We start from the raw sequence: 17,516 nt of genomic DNA on the forward strand, positions 1-17,516 counted from the left end.
ACACGAGCTATATACAAGGAGAGACCTGAGCATGAGCGATTCACGAGGTACCACACAATGGTTAGTCGGTATTGCGGCGTTTATTCTAATCATTGCAGGCCTTAAAGAGGCATCACAAATCGTCGTGCCGTTTATGCTGTCTGTATTTATCGCGATCATTTGCTCACCGCTACAAAACACTTTGCGCCGTTATCATGTGCCGACTTGGCTATCGATTGTATTTATCGTGCTTATTATCGTGGCTTGCTTAGGGTCCGTTGGGTTGTTGGTAGCCGCTTCATTGGATGATTTTTCTAAGGAATTACCAAATTATAGAACTCGTTTTGGTGCAGAAATGTCTTCGATATTTGAGCAGCTGAATCACTTGGGCATTAATATTTCATATCAGCAAATTAAAGGCTATGTAGACCCATCCTCATTGATGACACTGTTTACCAATACGCTTACTAGTCTTGGTAGTGTATTAACCAATGTATTTGTTGTGATCATGATCGTTGTGTTTATTCTGTTGGAAGCAGCTGAGATTCCAAAGAAATTAAGCTATGCCCTTGATGATGCTACGCATTCAATGGCCAAGGTTAATCAGTTTATTGCAACCGTGAATCGTTATTTGATGATTAAAACACTGATTAGCATTGGAACCGGTGTGTTTGTTGGCGTATGGGTATGGGCCGTAGGCGTTGATTTCCCGGTGTTGTGGGGTGTTTGCGCATTCCTGCTCAATTTCATTCCTAATATTGGCTCCATTTTAGCCGCCATCCCTGCAGTCTTCTTGGCCTTTGTCCAGCTGGGTAGTTTTGAAGCACTCATTACTGGTTTAGGCTTTTTATTGGTAAATTTAGTGATGGGTAACCTAATTGAGCCGAAATATATGGGAAAAGGGGTTGGCTTATCGCCATTAGTCGTTTTCCTGTCATTAATGCTTTGGGGGTGGGTATTCGGTCCTGTCGGTATGCTTTTATCCATCCCGTTAACGATCATTTTAAAGTTTGCCTTTGAGGCGAATCCTAAAATGCGATGGCTAGCGATTCTTATCGATTCAAAAGCTCATCCATAATTTTTCCTCATCAAATAGTAGAGGTTAGTTAAATAAGAACTGGCATTATTTTCTAATCTCTACTAGAATATGCGATTGATTTTTTCGGTGCGGATCCTCGCACGTCTCTTATCCTATTTAAAGGTTACCATCTACATGTCTGACGCTGATATTCAGCCTACTTTTGATTCTCTGGGTCTGGCCGCCCCAATTCTTAAAGCGGTTAGTGAACTAGGTTACGAACAACCCTCTGCCATTCAGGCGCAAAGCATTCCATTTTTGTTAGAAGGGCATGACCTTCTTGGTCAAGCGCAGACAGGTACGGGTAAGACGGCGGCATTCGCTCTGCCATTGCTATCTCGCATTGATGTAGCAAATAAAGCACCACAATTATTGGTGTTGGCGCCAACACGTGAGTTGGCTATTCAGGTTTCTGAAGCATTCCAGAGCTACGCTCGTTACATTCCAGATTTCCACGTTCTACCGATTTACGGTGGTATGTCTTACGACTCTCAGCTTCGCCAACTTAAGCGTGGCGCGCAGGTTGTTGTAGGTACGCCAGGACGTATCATGGACCACATTCGTCGTAAGACACTTCAACTAGATGGCCTTCAGTCGCTTGTTCTAGACGAAGCGGATGAAATGCTACGTATGGGCTTCATCGACGACGTTGAGTGGATTCTGGAGCACACACCTAAGACACGCCAAATCGCATTGTTCTCGGCAACGATGCCAGGTGTCATTCGTAAAGTAGCGCAACAACATCTTAACAACCCAAAAGAAGTTAAGATCCAAACTAAGACGTCTACTGCAACGACTATTACTCAAAAATACTGGCAAGTAAGTGGTCTTCATAAGCTAGATGCGCTAACACGTATCCTAGAAATGAACGAGCACGACGGTATGATCATCTTCGTTCGTACGAAGGCGGCAACGGTTGAGCTTGCTGAGAAATTGACTGCTCGTGGTCATGCTTGTGAAGCCTTAAACGGTGACATCAGCCAAAACCTTCGTGAACGTACTGTTGAACGTATCAAGAAAGGTCAGATCGACATTCTTGTTGCAACGGACGTTGTAGCTCGTGGTCTAGACGTTGATCGTGTAAGCCATGTGGTTAACTACGACATTCCATACGACACTGAGTCTTACGTACACCGTATCGGTCGTACCGGCCGTGCAGGTCGTTCTGGTACTGCGATTCTATTCGTTGGTCACCGTGAGCGTCGTATGTTGCAACAAATTGAACGTGCAACTCGCCAAACCATTGAACGTATGCAGCTTCCAACTGCGGCAGATATCAATGAGCAACGTGTGGCTCGATTCAAGCAACGTATCACTGACACAATCGATAACCAAGATCTAGATTTCTTCATCGAATTGATGGAAGGCTACCAAAAAGAAAACGAAGTAGACCCTACGAAAATAGCTGCAGCGTTAGCTTACATGGCTCAAGGTAAAACTCCTCTGTTATTGAAAGAGATCGAGATTAAACCTCGTGAGCGCAGTGAGCGTCCAGATCGTGGCGAACGCGGTGATCGCGCTCCACGTAAGCCTCGCAACATTACTAAAGAAGCGATGCCTCTTAAAGATAACCCTTCGGTAGAAATGAAGCGTTACCTTGTTAAAGTAGGTTATCGTGACGGTGTTAAACCGGGTAATATCGTTGGCGCGATTGCAAACGAAGCGGATCTAGACAGCCGTCTGATTGGTCATATCGAAATCTTCGAAGATTTTGCAACGGTAGATCTACCTGCTGATATGAACAAGCAAGCTGTTAGCAAATTGGCTAAGACTCGTATTTGTGGCCAACGCTGTGACCTAACAATGCTTGAAAATGCAGATGATAAAGTTTTCGAGCGCGAGCGTCCTGCTGGTGGTAATCGCCGTCGCCAAGGTAATGACCGAGGTGATCGTGGAGATCGTCGTCCACGTAGCTTTAATAAAGAGCGTGGAGATCGCGGCGACCGTAAGCCACGTCCTCGTAATAAAGATTAAGTTCTCAAAAAAGCCGAGCATTGCTCGGCTTTTTATTGAAAGAAATTTGCGTACGACCCGATTTAAATTGGAATGTAGGACCTCGGTTTCCGAGGGATATGGCTTTTCCCGCGCACAGCGCGGTCCTACAACTAAATCGTAGATTGTGATGGTGGGGGCAGTCCCAGCTCCGTTTTAAATCGAGAATGTAGGGCCTCGGCTCCCGAGGGATATGGCTTTTCCCGCACACAGCGCGGCCCTACAATTACAGGACAGATTGAGTTAGCGAGGGGAGCCTCCTCTCGTACGACCCGATTCCATCGGGGATAATGGTTTAACAGAAACAATATTTTAAAAAAGCAGGATTAGAGATGGATCAAATTACAATTATTCGTCCAGATGATTGGCACTTACACTTCCGCGATGGCGATATGCTTAAGGAAACTGTACCAGCGACTGCTCGCTGTTTTGCGCGAGCGATTGTTATGCCCAATCTAGTTCCACCTGTGACCAATGCGCAGTTAGCAGTAGAGTACCGTAAGCGCATTGAAGCAGCGATTCCGGCGGGTAATTCTTTCGCTCCCTTAATGACCATTTATCTTACCGATAAAACCTCAACAGAAGATATCCGTGCCGCAAAAGCTGCGGGCGTTGTGGCGGCTAAAATGTACCCAGCCGGTGCAACAACGAACTCTGATGCTGGTGTAAGTTCTCTGGACAGTCTTTACCCGGTATTTGAAGCGCTAGCTGATGAAGGCATGCTTTTACTAGTCCACGGTGAAGTGACGCAAAAGCACATTGATATTTTTGACCGTGAAAAAGAATTTATTGATCAGCACTTAGTGAAGATTGTTGAGAAAATTCCACACCTAAAAGTGGTGTTTGAACACATTACCACTAAAGATGCGGCTGACTTTGTTATGTCTGCCCGTGATGGTGTGGCGGCAACCATTACACCACAGCATTTGATGTTGAATCGTAATGATATGCTAGATGGCGGCATTCGTCCGCATAACTACTGTTTGCCTGTTCTAAAACGCTCAACTCACCAAGAGGCGCTTCGTGCAGCGGTAAAAACAGGTTCTTCTAAGTTTTTCTTAGGCACGGATTCTGCTCCACATGCTCAGCATCGCAAAGAGTCTGGCTGTGGTTGTGCAGGATGTTATAGCGCATGGTCTGCAATCGAGCTGTACACGCAGGTCTTTGATGAACTAGACGCATTAGATAAGTTAGAAGGCTTTGCTAGTCTACACGGTGCTGATTTTTATGGGTTACCTCGTAACACAGATACCATCACTCTTGTGCGTGAGCAGTGGGTGGTACCAGAGTCAATTGACCTACCAACAGGCGAACCTATTGTGCCTTTCTATGCAGGACGTCAAGTAAACTGGACGCTTAAGAAATAACCAGTTCTATATAAGTTTGGGAGCTTTGCTCCCTTACTTATATGTTGTGCACAGTTTGTTTTAAGTGACGGTTATTACGGAAAAAACGTTATTTCAATAAACTAGCGCAGATGCACCCTCTACATTCTTGCTAATATCTTAAAGATAACGTAACTCTTTAAGCATGACTATGAATGTAATCCGTACACTTCCTTTACTAATCTTATTGTTTCCAAGCCCTTGGCTATATAGTGCAAGCGAAACCAGCATTGTGCCCAAAGATGACACCTTAGATGTTCATATTAGCCGTTCATGTGGTTGCTGTGGTGACTTGGTTGGCGGATTGATTGACCAGGGGATGAAGGCAGTAATTCATTCTTCGAACGCGTTGGATAAAATCAAAGACAGTTATGGCGTCCCTCTAGATGCTCGTTCGTGCCAGACCTCTTTATCTCAAAGTGGCTACTTGTTTGAAGGTAATATTCCTGCAGCGGTTGTAAAACAATTTTTAGCGAACCCTCCAAGCAACGCAAAAGGGTTGGTTGCACCATTACCATCCGCCACAAATTTGGGAATCAATGGTCAAAGTATGCCGTTTTCAATTTTACAATTGAACACGGACGGCTCCGTGTCACCCTACGTAGAAGTTTCCGATCTAGATACTGAAGACTAAATTTGCCAGCCTAAGTTAGCTGGCGACTTTAAACCACCAAACCAGTGCCGCCACGGCCAATGAAACTGGTAGAGATAGTAAAATCATTAGGGCTATTTCATCTTTAGGGCCATCAAATTTAGTTGCCAACATATAGCTAATGACCGCAACCGACATACCTTGTAAAGCAATGATTGCGGCTTGCTCAACCTCAGAAAATGAAAACCAAGGCACAATCAACGCTGCAATCCCAGCACCAACAAGTGGTCTAAAAAAAGCAAAGCTGATGGAACGGTAAAGCATGTTGCTTTGCTTGAAGGACAAATTCGCTAAAGATTTGCCTAATAGCATTAACATAATAGGTAATGTGATCGCACTGAGCATTTCCAATGTTTTTAACATTGCTGCAGGAAGTGAGACGTCAAAGAGTAATGCTAAAACCCCTAGAATTAACGCGACCACAGGGCCATTTTTTAAAAGCTCTTTTGGCCGGTAACTGCCGGACATAAAACCCACGCCCAATGTAAAGTGACTTACTTGCACGACAGAGCTTACGACCACTGCGACGGTAAGGCCTTCTTCACCAAATAACGCATAGGCAACAGGAATACCAAGGTTACCAGTATTGGGATTCACCAATGGCGGCAAGTAATACCGAGAGGGCAGCTTCATGATTTTTAGAAAAATCAGTGAAACAACTAGCATAGCCATTAAGCACAGAAGGGTGGCCGCCACAATAGAAAGCATTCCCCCCAAATCCATATCCATTTTTAATACAGAGGACAGTAGTAGAGCTGGTAATCCAACGTTCGAGACAAGAGAACCTAAATGTGGACTATCTAAGTATTGTGTTCGTCTTGTTAGAAAAATGCCTAATGCTCCTAAAAGTAGAATAGGTGTTAAGGCCATGGAGAGTGCTGAGAACATAGATTACTCATTGATGTAGTAGATTTTTGTTCTACTTTACTTGGCAAAAAGGCATCTGTCTTGTAATTGAAAAGCATATTTTCAAATTCGCTTGACCTTTGTGTAACCCAAAGGTTTTAAACTGTCTATTAAGAAGACTAAAGGAGGTTGCTATGAAAGTCAGCGAACTTGCTAACACTGCCAATGTAACGCCCGAAACTATTCGGCATTACACGCGAGAGGGCTTAATACAAGCGAATCGAAACCCTGAAAATGGCTACCATCAATACGATAAAGAAGCACTTCGCAAAGTTAGGTTCATACAGCAGGCGAGGGAGCTAGGTTTTAGCCTTAAGCAAGTGCAGGATATCTTTGAGCAATCGGACTCGGGAGATTCACCGTGCCCATTGGTTAGGGATCTTTTAAAGCAAAAAGTCCCAGAAGTGAAGCAACAGATTGCTCAGCTTCAATCTCACTTAAATAAAATGGAAGCGGCTTTATCCGCCTGGGATCAAATGCAAGATGGTGTTCCTAATGGGCATTCCATTTGCTGCTTAATTGAGGAATGGGACAAGCCAGATGACTGCTGTGGAAATGGAGGTAAAAATGACTGAACAAGATCACCAAAATAATTCATATCGTGTAGAGGGGCTTAATTGCCAAGGTTGCGTCAAAAAGCTCCGTCATGAAATTCAATCCATTTCTTCCTCTTCTGACATTGAAGGTTTTCCTAAAGAAGACCGAATTATCTTAATGGGAGACATGACGGAAGAGCAGTTCAGCCAGGCTGTTGCCAAAGCAGGTTTTCAGTTTAAAGGAGAGTATGCACCTGCTAATGCTGAAGAGGGCACATCTATTGAAGATAATGCCAATTCCACTGAGCTAGTTCATTCAGAAGAACCTGAACAGAAAGAGGTGTCTGATCCTGCCGTACAGTTAAGCTTAAGAGGAATTACATGTGCTGGCTGTGTCGATACCATTCAAAAAGCCCTTAACGCACTACCTGATGTAACGGAAGCAGAAGTAAACTTTGCAAGCCGAACAGCCCAGGTTCAAGGCCAAGCTCCTGTCGATGAATTAATAAAAGCGATAGAAAATGCTGGCTATGAAGCAGAGCAGATCAAAGACCCTCTAAAAGAACAGGATGAGCGAGCTCAACGAGAGCTAGATGAATATCACACCAAGGTACGCTTTTCATTTGCAGGCCTAATTATTGGTATTCCACTTATGCTCTGGGGTCTGCTCGGTGGTTCTATGATGGTAACGACAGCTGGAGAACAAATCGCTTGGGGTGTAGTTGGGGCGATTTCGTTGCTTGTCATGTATTACAGTGGAAGGCATTTTTATCGCAGTGCGTGGCGAGCCTTTAAACATCGCCACAGCAATATGGACACTCTTATTGCGATAGGAACTGGTGCGGCTTGGTTGTATTCCATGTCTGTGGTTTTACTACCTGACTGGCTTCCTGCTAATGCTAGACACTTGTACTTCGAGGCCAGCACGATGATCCTTGGTTTGATTAATTTAGGCCAAGCTTTGGAGGTAAAGGCTCGAGGTAAAACGAGTGCTGCGCTAAAAAGACTATTAGATCTACAACCTTCGCAAGCTAATATTTTACAAGATGGTATAGCCCATAAGGTTCATATCTCAGCCATAAAAATCGATGACCATATCTTAATAAAATCAGGTGAGAAGCTACCAGTTGATGGTGTGATTGTGGAAGGGCAGTCATCGATCAATGAGTCTATGTTGACAGGTGAGCCGGTACCAGTCGAAAAAAGTGAAGGCGACACTGTCTCTGCAGGTACGGTGAATGGAAACGGACGCCTTGTATATAAAGCGACAAAAGTAGGCGGTGATACGTTGCTGGCTCAAATTATTTCGATGGTTGGTAAAGCACAAAATTCCAAGCCGCCGATCAGTCGCTTGGCAGATAAAGTGTCTTCAGTCTTTGTACCAAGTGTCATAATTTTCGCTATCTTAGCTGCGATGGCTTGGTTGAATTGCGGTCCTCAACCAGCCGCCGTTCATATGCTGGTTGCAGCGGTGTCCGTTTTGATCATTGCATGCCCTTGTGCGTTAGGGTTGGCAACGCCAATATCGACCATGATCGGAGTCGGTAAGGCTGCTGAATACGGTGGTTTAATTCGTAATGGTGATGCGCTTCAAAAAGCGAGTGAAATCACAACGATTGTGCTTGATAAAACGGGCACCATTACGGAGGGCAAACCAACTGTCAGCGAAGTTAAGCTGATAGGCGATGATGAGCATGCTATCAAAAGCATCATTAAAAGCCTTGAATCAGGAGCGAACCACCCATTAGCACAGGCCTTGTTAGAGTACTCAGACAGCGCAGAAGAGCAATTGATTGAAAACTTTGACAATGTACCTGGCAAAGGTGTTACAGCGTCCATTGATGGTATCGATTATGCGCTGGGTAATGCGGCTCTGATGACGCAAAAAGGGATAAGTATAAGCGTCGCATTTCAGCTCGGTACGGGTTCTCATGTTTATCTATCTAAAGGTGATCAATTGCTGGCTGGTTTTGTTATTGAAGATAAAATAAAACCAAGTGCTAAGGCTGCCATCAAACAGTTACATGACAACCATATTAAGGTGATCATGCTCACTGGTGATAACGCTGAAACGGCGAAAGTTGTTGCTGATGAAGTGGGGATAGATCAATTCAAGGCGAATATGTTGCCGCAAGACAAACTCGATTTTGTCCAACAACTGCAACAAGAAGGTGAAACGGTTGGTATGATCGGAGATGGCATCAATGATGCACCTGCATTGGCTCAAGCGGATGTGGGTTTTGCTATGGGTGCGGGTACGGATGTCGCGATGGAAAGCGCTGATATTACACTCATTGGTAATGATTTAAACCATATCGCAAACGTCATCGAAATCAGTAAAGCGACGCTGAGTAATATTAAACAAAATCTTTGGGGTGCATTTGGTTACAACACCTTAGGGATTCCTGTTGCAGCGGGATTATTGTATCCATTAACAGGATGGCTTTTAAGTCCAGTCATTGCGGGTGCAGCCATGTCGCTGTCATCGATTACGGTTGTTGTAAACGCTAATCGCCTGCGCTGGTTCAAACCAAACTCAACGAATAAAGGAGCAAACTAGTGATGATGTATTTAAATCTGATTGGTGTTGCTGCCATCGCTTTTATCATTTGGTGGTTTTGGTTAGGGAAATAGGGAGCTTTTATGTCAGCAATTAAGCATTCTGCTTATCGTCATAAAGTAACCTTAAAACTCTCTGGTTTGAATAACTCAACCATCCCTTTGGTTGAGTTATATTTCACAGAGAGTACAGCTGTTGACTTAATTAAGCTCAATGACAAAAGAGGCATCATCGTCTTTCACTATGACGCCTCTCTGTTAACATTTGAAGAGGTTGTTGACTCACTTTCAGCGCTTGATGTAGACCTATGTGAATCGTTTTGGTGGCGTTGGCGATACCGAGTGGCACAGCAGGTAAGTGAAAACATACGTGCTAATGCACGTCATAAGCCTCATTGTTGTGCTAAGGCGCCTAATGTCCACCGCCGCTAACCGCAACTGGCGTGATGTTCATTCTAGCAATATAAATCACAACCCATATCGCTAAAAACGCAACCACTGATGCGACGTAGCCAATGTTGCCTAATCCCACTTGTTCTATGCTGATAGAGCCGAGCAGTGCGCCAGCCCCGATTCCCATGTTGATGATGCCAGAAAAAAGCGACATGATGATATCTGAAGCACTGGTATCGATACTCAGAACCCGGGATTGCATGGCCAAGCAAGTCAGAATTAATGCAGCCCCCCATACAACAGTAATGACGATCAAAGCGGTCTCAGAGGTTAAAGCAATGGCTAGACACAGCATACACATAGTTATGCCGACAGCACTACCAATCATCAATTGAGCACCATACCTTTCACCGAGATAGCTAAATAACGTACTACCAATGATGCCTGATACGCCAAATGTTAGTAGGATGACTGTGGTTAAATTGCTGGAAACACCACCGAAATCCATTAGGAACGGTTCAATATAGCTGTAAGTTCCGTAATGAGCTGTGAACACAAGAAACACAGACAAATACATGATGAACAAACGCTTGTTAGTGAATACCGATTTTACTTTGGCAGTGAGATCAGTGCTGGTAAGGCTTGGTAAGGGCGGTAGTAGGCGAAATACCAATGCTGTAATGACTAGTGCAGCTAATCCAATCACCTCAAAAGCCATTCGCCAGCCAAGGTGCTGACCTATTAATCTGCCAAGTGGAACCCCAAGTACCATTGCCATGCCCGTACCTGTCGCAAGTACACTGAGGGCAAAATTCATTTTTCCTGGAGGTGCTACACGAATCGCAATGGAGGCTGTAATGGACCAAAACACTGCGTGCGAAAACGCAACACCAATACGGCTAATCATTAAGCTTTGGAAGTCCCAAGCGATGGTTGATAAACCATGACTGACGATAAAAACTGTACATGTTCCCATCAACAACAGTTTTCGTTCCATGCGACTCGTGATCAGCATCATAGGCAAAGACATGACACCAACAATCCATGCATAAATCGTTAACATCCAGCCTGTTTGTGACGGAGTAATGCCAAAGTCCTCGGAAATATCAGATAATAACCCAACTGGTACAAACTCAGATGTGTTAAAAATAAACGCACAAAAACCCAGCGCAAGAACACGAAGATATTGCACATGTTTGGGTGTGGTACTCGCTGGAGGTAATTGTGTCATAGGGGTTCCGAACAAGAGTTTAGTCGATTAGATAAAGGGTAGTATTCTTCACTTAATTACACGAATTTAAAGGGCTAAATATGAATCAAACATGCATCCCTATGATAAATTTTAAGGGCGTACTTAAATCTATTCTAATGTATGCACATTCATGAACTTTGTTGAAATACGACGTCAATTTGACTTTAAAAGCATCGAACTTGGTCAATGGGTTACACCCAAAGAACGTGACAGAGCGGCCTTAAATTTCCATCAAGCTTTAGTGGATCTAATGCACGCTTTAAAAGTACCGGAGTCCGTTATCTCACTTAGAGGATCACTGGGATTACAGTACGGCAAAGGCGGGCAGTTAGGTGTTTCCGCTCACTACATGCCTGCAGTTAAAAAACTTTCGCTAGCGAAGAATGCTGGAGCCGGTAGTCTCGCTCACGAATGGTTTCATGCATTTGATCACTACATGGCAGACAAGATGTTTCCTATTGCAGACCGCATGGTTTTCGCCTCGAAACTATGGTTAAACGATTACCCATATGGGCCGCATACCCTGAATACATTACTGGCTCAATGTTACGAAACGATTTTGTTGTCAGTTGACGGTAAGGAGCCAAGTCCGCTGTTTATTTGTTCAAGAGAAACAGATACTCGACTGAATAGTTTTTACTACTCAAAGCCAGAAGAAATGTGCGCTCGTGCGTTTGAAGCGTTTATTGAGGACTGTTTACCCAATAGTCGCTTCTTGGTGAGAGGTACAATAGGAACCGATGAAGCTAAGCTTGGTTTATACCCAAATGGTGAGCAGCGTTTGATGATTAATGAGATGTTCCAACAGTATTTTTCAATATTGGGTGACGCGTTAGCAAGTAAACAAAGGAAGCAGGAAAATCATTAGTAACTTGTTTATCCTGCTTCCAGCGGCATCATCACCTAGGACTTAACTCACTTTGGGGCGGTGGTGTTTCGCCTTTAGCATGAGGGTTTAATGGACGAATGCCAGCATCGGTACGAGTAAAACCAATATCTCGTAAAACATGGTTATCAAGGTGACCGAATGTTTGGTTTAGACGGCGCTGTTCAAAGTATTCTTTTGCTAAGTTTAAAAGTGCGATAAAGCTCATAATGTTCTCCTAATCAGCAAGATCATGAGAATTTACGAGGAGTGGCCTTAAATGCTTGATTGACCGCGTAAATTCCCGCGATCAATGTAATAAACAACACTAAACGCGAATGCCAAAGGCCTTATTGGCTGTTCGGACATAAATTCGAGGCGCAGTCATAGATGTTGTCATGATGGAATGCATGCAAGTCATAATGGCCTCCGAATCGGTTTAGGGTTAAATGAAATGTCTTTATAAGACTTTGTTATTAACTCGTTTTTGAGATGACATGTCAATCGAACGAATAAGCAATAAACAAGGATAGCCGCATTTTCCCCGATAGAATCGGGTCGTACGAAACGGAATACAGCGTACGAGCTGACTCCAGTCAGCGATAAAAGAATTTATTTACTCGATAGACTACAGCAACAACAGCACAGGCGAAGAAGCTGCTTCTTTAAAATTTTAGTTTGAGCCTAATAAGAAAGAAATTACGAGGAAAAGGCCATAATTTCTAATATCACACTATTTCCGATAATAACATTTATCGGAAATAGTGGACCTACTTTAGAGCTATTAAAGCTCTAATAATGCCATCAAGTCTTTTAAAGACTTAACTTCATACGTTGGCTTAATCTGCTCACCAGTAAGTTGTTCGTTGTGATGATTTAGCCAACATGTCTGAATACCTGACCGTTGGCCTCCAACAATATCTGAAGCAAATGTATCTCCGATCATTAGCACGCGACTCTTCTGGTCGTGGCTGATGTTTAGTTTGTCCAGAGTATGTTTAAAAACACGTTCATCAGGTTTTGCGAGGCCAACTTGCTCAGAAATGATCACATGATCAAATACATCAGCTAAACCTGTTTTATTCAATCGGCGTTGCTGCAAGGCTGTAAAGCCATTGGTCAGTATGGAAAGGCTTTTTCGTTTAGCTTTTAACGTTTCCAGTAACAATTTAGCACTTGGCAACGGCTCACATATTTCCGCCATGCTGTCTAAAAAACGCTCATTGAGCTCTTGAGGCTGTATGTTGAGCTTTTTACCCCAATGGCTAAATCGCACTGTTTGTAATGTGTCGGCACTTATTTCACCGTTTTGATATTGCACCCATAATGGCTTATTAGTTTGTTGGTAGAACTCATAATCTTCCAAGTTAAACTGCACATCAAAATTAGCAAACATGTGCTTAAGCCCTTCGAAAGCATCGAATTCGAACAATGTATGGTCCGCATCAAAAATATAGAAATCATACAGATGATTCATAAAACATCTCGCTGTGTAGAAACGGAGCGAGAGCTAACACTAGCCCTTGCATATAAACACTTTCACGGGTTTCGATATGGTTAGTCAAAACACCGATAGCACCGCCCTTTTGTCTTATATTGTGCTGATCGAATATATCGTCCATCACATGAGCTAACTCTTCGCCTTGTTCAAGGCGTTGATAGACAAACTGAGGTAACGGTAAATTGGCTGTTCGCCCCGTGATCATTCGTCCTTCCTGATTTCGGACTGTGATGTATGCATAGGTTGCGGGCCCTTCATCAAAATAATCCACACCACCTTCCATAGCCACGTAGTAATCGTATTTCTGTTGGCTATCAAAATGGGCACAATATGTTGCTCGGTTTTGCGCTCCAAGCTTGGTATCTTTCTCATTCATGGGTTGATCCGCCACTCCAGATGGAGCATTAAGATCTTCACAATGAATAGCATGATCAGGGAATGCCTTAGCGAAAGCTTTCATCGCGGCCCCTTTCTTCACTGGGTTGGTGGAACCTACTAATACTCTTATTACCACGCTCGACATAAAGTTCTCCCTAAAGCAAAAAAGGTCGCAATAGCGACCTTTTGTATATTATTCGGCTTGGCCTTTAATAATGGGTGTCTCACAATGGACATCCGCATTTTGCCCTCGATGGCGTAATGCATGATCCATAATGGTTAACGCAAGCATCGCCTCAGCAATCGGTGTCGCTCGAATGCCGACACAAGGGTCATGACGCCCTTTTGTAATGACGTCTATCGCTTGACCTGAGCGGTCAATGCTTTTACCTGGAATTGTAATACTTGACGTTGGTTTTAATGCCATGTGTACCACAATATCTTGACCAGAGGATAAGCCGCCAACCACACCGCCTGCATGGTTCGATAAGAAACCTTCTGGGGTCATTTCATCACGATGTTGGCTACCTTTTTGCTCGATCACATCGAAGCCATCACCGATTTCGACGCCTTTCACAGCATTAATGCCCATCATGGCTTTGGCGATATCAGCGTCTAAACGATCAAATACTGGCTCACCTAAACCTGGCTGTACGTTTTTAGCAACGACAGTAATTTTAGCACCAACTGAATCGCCTTCACGGCGAAGGTTTGTCATGTACTCTTCAAGTTTCGGAATCGCATCTGGGTCAGGGCTAAAGAACGCATTTTCATAGACTTGGCTTAAATCTTTAACATCCAACTTAATTGGGCCAAGTTGAGATAAAAAGCCTTGTATTTCAATGCCGTAGCGCTGTTTAAGCCATTTTTTAGCAATAGCTCCAGCCGCAACTCGCATCGCTGTTTCTCGTGCTGAAGAACGACCGCCACCGCGATAGTCGCGGAAGCCAAACTTCTGGTCGTATACGTAATCAGCATGCGCAGGACGGAATGTTTCCTTGATATTACCGTAGTCTTTTGAGCGCTGATCTGTGTTGCGAATTAAAAGACCAATCGGTGTGCCGGTTGTTTTGCCTTCAAATACACCTGACAAAATCTCTACTTCATCCGGCTCTCGGCGTTGCGTTGTATGTTTTGATGTGCCTGGTTTACGTAAATCTAAGTCACGCTGAAGATCAGCTTCAGTCAACTCAAGTCCTGGAGGGCAACCATCAACGATTGCGCCTAGGGCTAAACCGTGGCTTTCCCCAAAAGTTGTGACTTTAAATAACGTACCAAATGTATTGCCAGCCATGTTGTCTAGTTACTCTTGTTGTAGGGTTTTCAATTCTTCTTTCGTTAACACGAAGACGCCGTTACCACCATTCTCTAATTCTACCCACATAAATGGTGTGTCAGGGTACGCTTCTTGTAATGCAACCTCACTGTTGCCAACCTCATAGACAACAATACCGTTATCATGAAGGTAATCTGCGGCTTGCGCTAGGAATGCTCTGGTAAAGTCTAAACCATCATCGCCGGATGTTAGGGCCAACTGTGGTTCGTTGTGAAATTCTCTTGGCGCAGTATTGTAGTCATTCGCATCCACATACGGCGGATTACAAATAATCAAATCATACTGCTTACCGGATAATGCATTAAACATATCGGAGTGGATAGCATGTACACGGTCTTCCACCTCATGCATAGCGATGTTTTGCAAAGCCACATCCAATGCCGCGTCACTAACGTCAGTAATGTCTACTTCGGCTTCATCAAAGGTTAACGCAGCTGCGATGCCTAGGCACCCAGAACCAGTACACATATCAAGAATGGACAGCGGGTATTGCTCTAACCATGGGGCAAATTGATTCTCGATTAGAGCCATAATTGGCGAGCGAGGAATCAAGGTGTCTTTAGTAACCTTAAACGGTAGCCCCATAAACCATGCTTCGCCTAATAGGTACGGCAATGGTTCACGATCGTTTATGCGGCGATCTACCAATTTTAAGATCCGCTTTTTCTCATCATGGGTTAAGCGACTGTCTAGGTGTTCCTTTGGAAAATCTAGAGGTAATGAAAGCGCCCCAAGAACCAGCTGAACAGCTTCATCCCAAGGATTGTCTGTACCGTGGCCATAAAAAATATCAGAACGACGAAAACGAGAATACGTCCAGCGGATGTAATCTTGAATGGTCAATAAATCCTTTATGGCGGATTGGTGTCTACTCATAGCAATATCTTATGCGTTAAAAATGCGTGTCATTATAGCGATAATCCCCGCTAGACTCTATGAATCTGACGCTTTTGTCGCCACGCTTTCTGCAAGCTTTGAGACTTGTTCGATTGCACTGTTTAAAAGCTGATCGTTTTGCTTTTTTAAGCGCTGAACTTCTGCTTGGCTGTCCGTTAAAAGCTGTTTTAACTGGGAAATTTCATTATCCTGTTTGGCTAGATCAACTTGCGCTTGATGGAGTTTGGTGTCTGCTTCTCTCTGAGCTTGCTTCCATTGTTCAATTTCGGATTCGAGTACCCTGTTTCGAGTTAATGAATGCTCTAGTCGGTCTTCTAGCGCTTTTTGGCTTTGTTGCAATTCATTACAGCGTGTCTCAAATATCTGCTTTTGTTCAAGAGTTGTTTCTAGCTCTTGTTGAGAGTTAATAAAAGATTCTGATAGGGAGCGCTCTCTTCCTTCAATAGAAGATTGTCTAAGAGATAGTTTCTCTTCATGCGCAGTGATCTGCTCGTCCAGGATGATAGAAAGTGATTGAATAATATCTCTTTCGAAGCGTTTAAAGGTTGGAGCAAAATGCTCGGTGACTTCTTTCAGCTCATTCTCTTGATGTTCTTTATACGATTCTTCCCATTCGCTGATGGCGTTTAGCAATGTTGTATTCGAGCAGCCGCGACCATCAAGGTTTTTAAAGTAATCACTCAATCGTGGAATGTTAGGAAAGATGTTCTGCTCAATAAGATCCCAGCAGGCTTGGATGATTTCTTCTTTCGCTATGTTTGCCTTACGAGCCATAACAGTTAAACCTTAGATAAAATAATATTGAAAAATATTATACTTATTTTATCTTTTATATCTATATTTGGGCCTCACAGTTGCTAAACAGTAAAGTTAGCTAGGGAAAGAAAAATAGTCGCGTTTTGGTGACTCGAGTTGCGCTAAAGCATCAGTTGTGACTTTATGACCGAGTTCGATTAATTCTTTTGAACGCCAGAACTCATAGAAGCTGCACGAATCCTTTGGCAGAGAAATTAACAAATCTGGCGGATAGCCTGCGATTTTGTATTGAGTCAGCGATTCTTGCATGGTTTCAAACATCATGTTAATGGTTTGAATGCGTCCCCAGTTTTGGGTGTCGTAGCGCGTTTCTGGTTCCAACTCAGATTCCGAGTCAGAGTCATCTCCCATCTTGCCAAAAAAGTCTTTCACACTTCGCCACCATTCAGCTTCCTGTTCTGGCTGAACAACTGTTGCCTCGGGTAGCTCTTGTGCTGGTCCATTTAGATCCACAGCGATAATGTAATCAGCCCCAGCCGACACCGTTGGTATAATAGGTAGTGGGTTAAGAACACCGCCATCAACATAAACTCGTCCACCCACTTGAACTGGACTGACAATAGAAGGCACCGCAGAAGAAGCCCGCATAGCTTTTAGCAGACTACCCTTTTGAAACCAAAATTCTTTTTGGCTGAGTAAATCAACACCTATAGCAGTAAATGGTCGTGGTAGATCTTCTATGTTCAGATCATCACCTAATAACTCTTCGATAACTTTGAAGTAGCGGTCACCTCGAACATAACCGCCCATTAGCACCGCCATATCCAGCAGCTTTAGTACGTGAAATCGATCTAAAGATTCTGCCCAGTCTTGGTATTCCTTAAGCTTACCAGAGAGGTAAATGCCACCGATGATGGATCCGATCGAGCAGCCTGATATGGAAATAATGTCATAACCTTGTTGCTCAAGTGCGTTGATCACACCAATATGTGCGTGACCACGAGCAGCCCCACTCCCTAGCACCAACGAAACGGTTTTACCTGTCATACGT

General features: G+C 43.7%; 17 protein-coding genes. 8 read left to right on the plus strand and 9 right to left on the minus strand.

The annotated features are described in order from the left end of the window. The first annotated feature begins 31 nt into the window (after positions 1 to 31). The 4 genes from ACXAC1_RS16860 to ACXAC1_RS16875 all read left to right on the plus strand — a co-directional run bounded on the left by ACXAC1_RS16860 (position 32) and on the right by ACXAC1_RS16875 (position 5,068). Entirely contained in the window at positions 32 to 1,057 is a 1,026-nt protein-coding gene (locus ACXAC1_RS16860) for an AI-2E family transporter (RefSeq protein WP_475062971.1), read from the plus strand. 135 nt (positions 1,058 to 1,192) lie between these two features. Then, positions 1,193 to 3,031 carry a DEAD/DEAH box helicase gene (locus ACXAC1_RS16865; RefSeq protein ID WP_475062972.1) on the plus strand — a complete coding sequence of 613 codons (1,839 nt, stop codon included), beginning with the start codon at positions 1,193 to 1,195 and terminating at the stop codon, positions 3,029 to 3,031. Between the two features lie 350 nt (positions 3,032 to 3,381). Continuing rightward, the gene (pyrC, locus tag ACXAC1_RS16870; protein ID WP_133559716.1) at positions 3,382 to 4,416 is read left to right on the plus strand and encodes a dihydroorotase; all 1,035 of its coding nucleotides are present in this window, start codon (positions 3,382 to 3,384) and stop codon (positions 4,414 to 4,416) included. Positions 4,417 to 4,585: 169 nt separating this feature from the next. Further along, positions 4,586 to 5,068 carry a DUF411 domain-containing protein gene (locus ACXAC1_RS16875; RefSeq protein WP_475062974.1) on the plus strand — a complete coding sequence of 161 codons (483 nt, stop codon included), beginning with the start codon at positions 4,586 to 4,588 and terminating at the stop codon, positions 5,066 to 5,068. Between the two features lie 15 nt (positions 5,069 to 5,083). Here ACXAC1_RS16875 and ACXAC1_RS16880 read toward each other — a convergent pair whose 3' ends face one another. Continuing rightward, a complete protein-coding gene (locus ACXAC1_RS16880; RefSeq protein ID WP_475062976.1) occupies positions 5,084 to 5,974 on the minus strand; it encodes an AEC family transporter in 891 nt (296 codons plus the stop codon). Positions 5,975 to 6,126: 152 nt separating this feature from the next. Between ACXAC1_RS16880 and ACXAC1_RS16885 the strand changes: the two genes are divergently transcribed. The 3 genes from ACXAC1_RS16885 (at position 6,127) to ACXAC1_RS16895 (ending at position 9,519) form a co-directional block, all read left to right on the plus strand. Beyond that, positions 6,127 to 6,567 carry a MerR family transcriptional regulator gene (locus ACXAC1_RS16885; protein ID WP_273102463.1) on the plus strand — a complete coding sequence of 147 codons (441 nt, stop codon included), beginning with the start codon at positions 6,127 to 6,129 and terminating at the stop codon, positions 6,565 to 6,567. Then, positions 6,560 to 9,088 carry a heavy metal translocating P-type ATPase gene (locus tag ACXAC1_RS16890; protein ID WP_475062978.1) on the plus strand — a complete coding sequence of 843 codons (2,529 nt, stop codon included), beginning with the start codon at positions 6,560 to 6,562 and terminating at the stop codon, positions 9,086 to 9,088. Before ACXAC1_RS16885 ends, ACXAC1_RS16890 begins: the two co-directional genes overlap by 8 nt. Positions 9,089 to 9,171: 83 nt before the next feature. Continuing rightward, a complete protein-coding gene (locus ACXAC1_RS16895) occupies positions 9,172 to 9,519 on the plus strand; it encodes a hypothetical protein (RefSeq protein WP_475062979.1) in 348 nt (115 codons plus the stop codon). Here the strand turns inward: ACXAC1_RS16895 and ACXAC1_RS16900 are convergent. Further along, a complete protein-coding gene (locus ACXAC1_RS16900; RefSeq protein ID WP_475062981.1) occupies positions 9,500 to 10,711 on the minus strand; it encodes a sugar transporter in 1,212 nt (403 codons plus the stop codon). The genes ACXAC1_RS16895 and ACXAC1_RS16900 overlap by 20 nt on opposite strands. A gap of 151 nt (positions 10,712 to 10,862) precedes the next feature. On the opposite strand from ACXAC1_RS16900, the gene ACXAC1_RS16905 reads away from it, so the two are divergent. Further along, positions 10,863 to 11,600: a CLCA_X family protein gene (locus ACXAC1_RS16905; RefSeq protein ID WP_475062983.1), complete on the plus strand. Its 738-nt coding sequence runs from the start codon at positions 10,863 to 10,865 to the stop codon at positions 11,598 to 11,600. A 31-nt stretch (positions 11,601 to 11,631) separates the two neighbouring features. On the opposite strand, the gene ACXAC1_RS16910 is transcribed toward ACXAC1_RS16905, so the two are convergent. The 7 genes from ACXAC1_RS16910 to ACXAC1_RS16940 form a co-directional block, all read right to left on the minus strand. Then, entirely contained in the window at positions 11,632 to 11,826 is a 195-nt protein-coding gene (locus tag ACXAC1_RS16910; protein WP_475062985.1) for a hypothetical protein, read from the minus strand. Between the two features lie 555 nt (positions 11,827 to 12,381). Beyond that, positions 12,382 to 13,074 (minus strand): pyrimidine 5'-nucleotidase, encoded by a 693-nt coding sequence (gene yjjG, locus ACXAC1_RS16915; protein ID WP_475062986.1) that lies wholly within the window; start codon positions 13,072 to 13,074, stop codon positions 12,382 to 12,384. Next, complete coding sequence (gene yjjX, locus ACXAC1_RS16920; RefSeq protein WP_475062987.1) at positions 13,058 to 13,621, minus strand: inosine/xanthosine triphosphatase; 564 nt, start codon at positions 13,619 to 13,621, stop codon at positions 13,058 to 13,060. The genes yjjG and yjjX overlap by 17 nt, the downstream gene beginning before the upstream one ends. A 48-nt stretch (positions 13,622 to 13,669) precedes the next feature. Further along, positions 13,670 to 14,770: a chorismate synthase gene (gene aroC, locus ACXAC1_RS16925; RefSeq protein WP_475062989.1), complete on the minus strand. Its 1,101-nt coding sequence runs from the start codon at positions 14,768 to 14,770 to the stop codon at positions 13,670 to 13,672. 9 nt (positions 14,771 to 14,779) lie between these two features. Beyond that, a complete protein-coding gene (gene prmB / locus ACXAC1_RS16930) occupies positions 14,780 to 15,688 on the minus strand; it encodes a 50S ribosomal protein L3 N(5)-glutamine methyltransferase (RefSeq protein WP_475062991.1) in 909 nt (302 codons plus the stop codon). Between the two features lie 57 nt (positions 15,689 to 15,745). Continuing rightward, on the minus strand, positions 15,746 to 16,483 hold the full coding sequence (locus ACXAC1_RS16935) for a hypothetical protein (RefSeq protein ID WP_475062992.1): 738 nt from the start codon (positions 16,481 to 16,483) through the stop codon (positions 15,746 to 15,748). Positions 16,484 to 16,579: 96 nt separating this feature from the next. Beyond that, the gene (locus ACXAC1_RS16940) at positions 16,580 to 17,512 is read right to left on the minus strand and encodes a patatin-like phospholipase family protein (protein ID WP_475062994.1); all 933 of its coding nucleotides are present in this window, start codon (positions 17,510 to 17,512) and stop codon (positions 16,580 to 16,582) included. Positions 17,513 to 17,516 lie beyond the last annotated feature (4 nt).

Source organism: Marinomonas sp. AWM4_232 (assembly GCF_056158325.1).

Bases quoted from the DNA above. Each gene is read 5' to 3' on its own strand.
- ACXAC1_RS16900 (WP_475062981.1), bottom strand. From the start codon at position 10,711: ATGACACAATTACCTCCAGCGAGTACCACACCCAAACATGTGCAATAT.
- ACXAC1_RS16875 (WP_475062974.1), top strand. From the start codon at position 4,586: ATGAATGTAATCCGTACACTTCCTTTACTAATCTTATTGTTTCCAAGC.
- yjjX (WP_475062987.1), bottom strand. From the start codon at position 13,621: ATGTCGAGCGTGGTAATAAGAGTATTAGTAGGTTCCACCAACCCAGTG.
- ACXAC1_RS16865 (WP_475062972.1), top strand. From the start codon at position 1,193: ATGTCTGACGCTGATATTCAGCCTACTTTTGATTCTCTGGGTCTGGCC.
- ACXAC1_RS16910 (WP_475062985.1), bottom strand. From the start codon at position 11,826: ATGAGCTTTATCGCACTTTTAAACTTAGCAAAAGAATACTTTGAACAG.
- ACXAC1_RS16860 (WP_475062971.1), top strand. From the start codon at position 32: ATGAGCGATTCACGAGGTACCACACAATGGTTAGTCGGTATTGCGGCG.
- ACXAC1_RS16905 (WP_475062983.1), top strand. From the start codon at position 10,863: ATGAACTTTGTTGAAATACGACGTCAATTTGACTTTAAAAGCATCGAA.
- ACXAC1_RS16890 (WP_475062978.1), top strand. From the start codon at position 6,560: ATGACTGAACAAGATCACCAAAATAATTCATATCGTGTAGAGGGGCTT.
- yjjG (WP_475062986.1), bottom strand. From the start codon at position 13,074: ATGAATCATCTGTATGATTTCTATATTTTTGATGCGGACCATACATTG.
- prmB (WP_475062991.1), bottom strand. From the start codon at position 15,688: ATGAGTAGACACCAATCCGCCATAAAGGATTTATTGACCATTCAAGAT.
- pyrC (WP_133559716.1), top strand. From the start codon at position 3,382: ATGGATCAAATTACAATTATTCGTCCAGATGATTGGCACTTACACTTC.
- ACXAC1_RS16880 (WP_475062976.1), bottom strand. From the start codon at position 5,974: ATGTTCTCAGCACTCTCCATGGCCTTAACACCTATTCTACTTTTAGGA.
- ACXAC1_RS16940 (WP_475062994.1), bottom strand. From the start codon at position 17,512: ATGACAGGTAAAACCGTTTCGTTGGTGCTAGGGAGTGGGGCTGCTCGT.
- ACXAC1_RS16895 (WP_475062979.1), top strand. From the start codon at position 9,172: ATGTCAGCAATTAAGCATTCTGCTTATCGTCATAAAGTAACCTTAAAA.
- aroC (WP_475062989.1), bottom strand. From the start codon at position 14,770: ATGGCTGGCAATACATTTGGTACGTTATTTAAAGTCACAACTTTTGGG.
- ACXAC1_RS16935 (WP_475062992.1), bottom strand. From the start codon at position 16,483: ATGGCTCGTAAGGCAAACATAGCGAAAGAAGAAATCATCCAAGCCTGC.
- ACXAC1_RS16885 (WP_273102463.1), top strand. From the start codon at position 6,127: ATGAAAGTCAGCGAACTTGCTAACACTGCCAATGTAACGCCCGAAACT.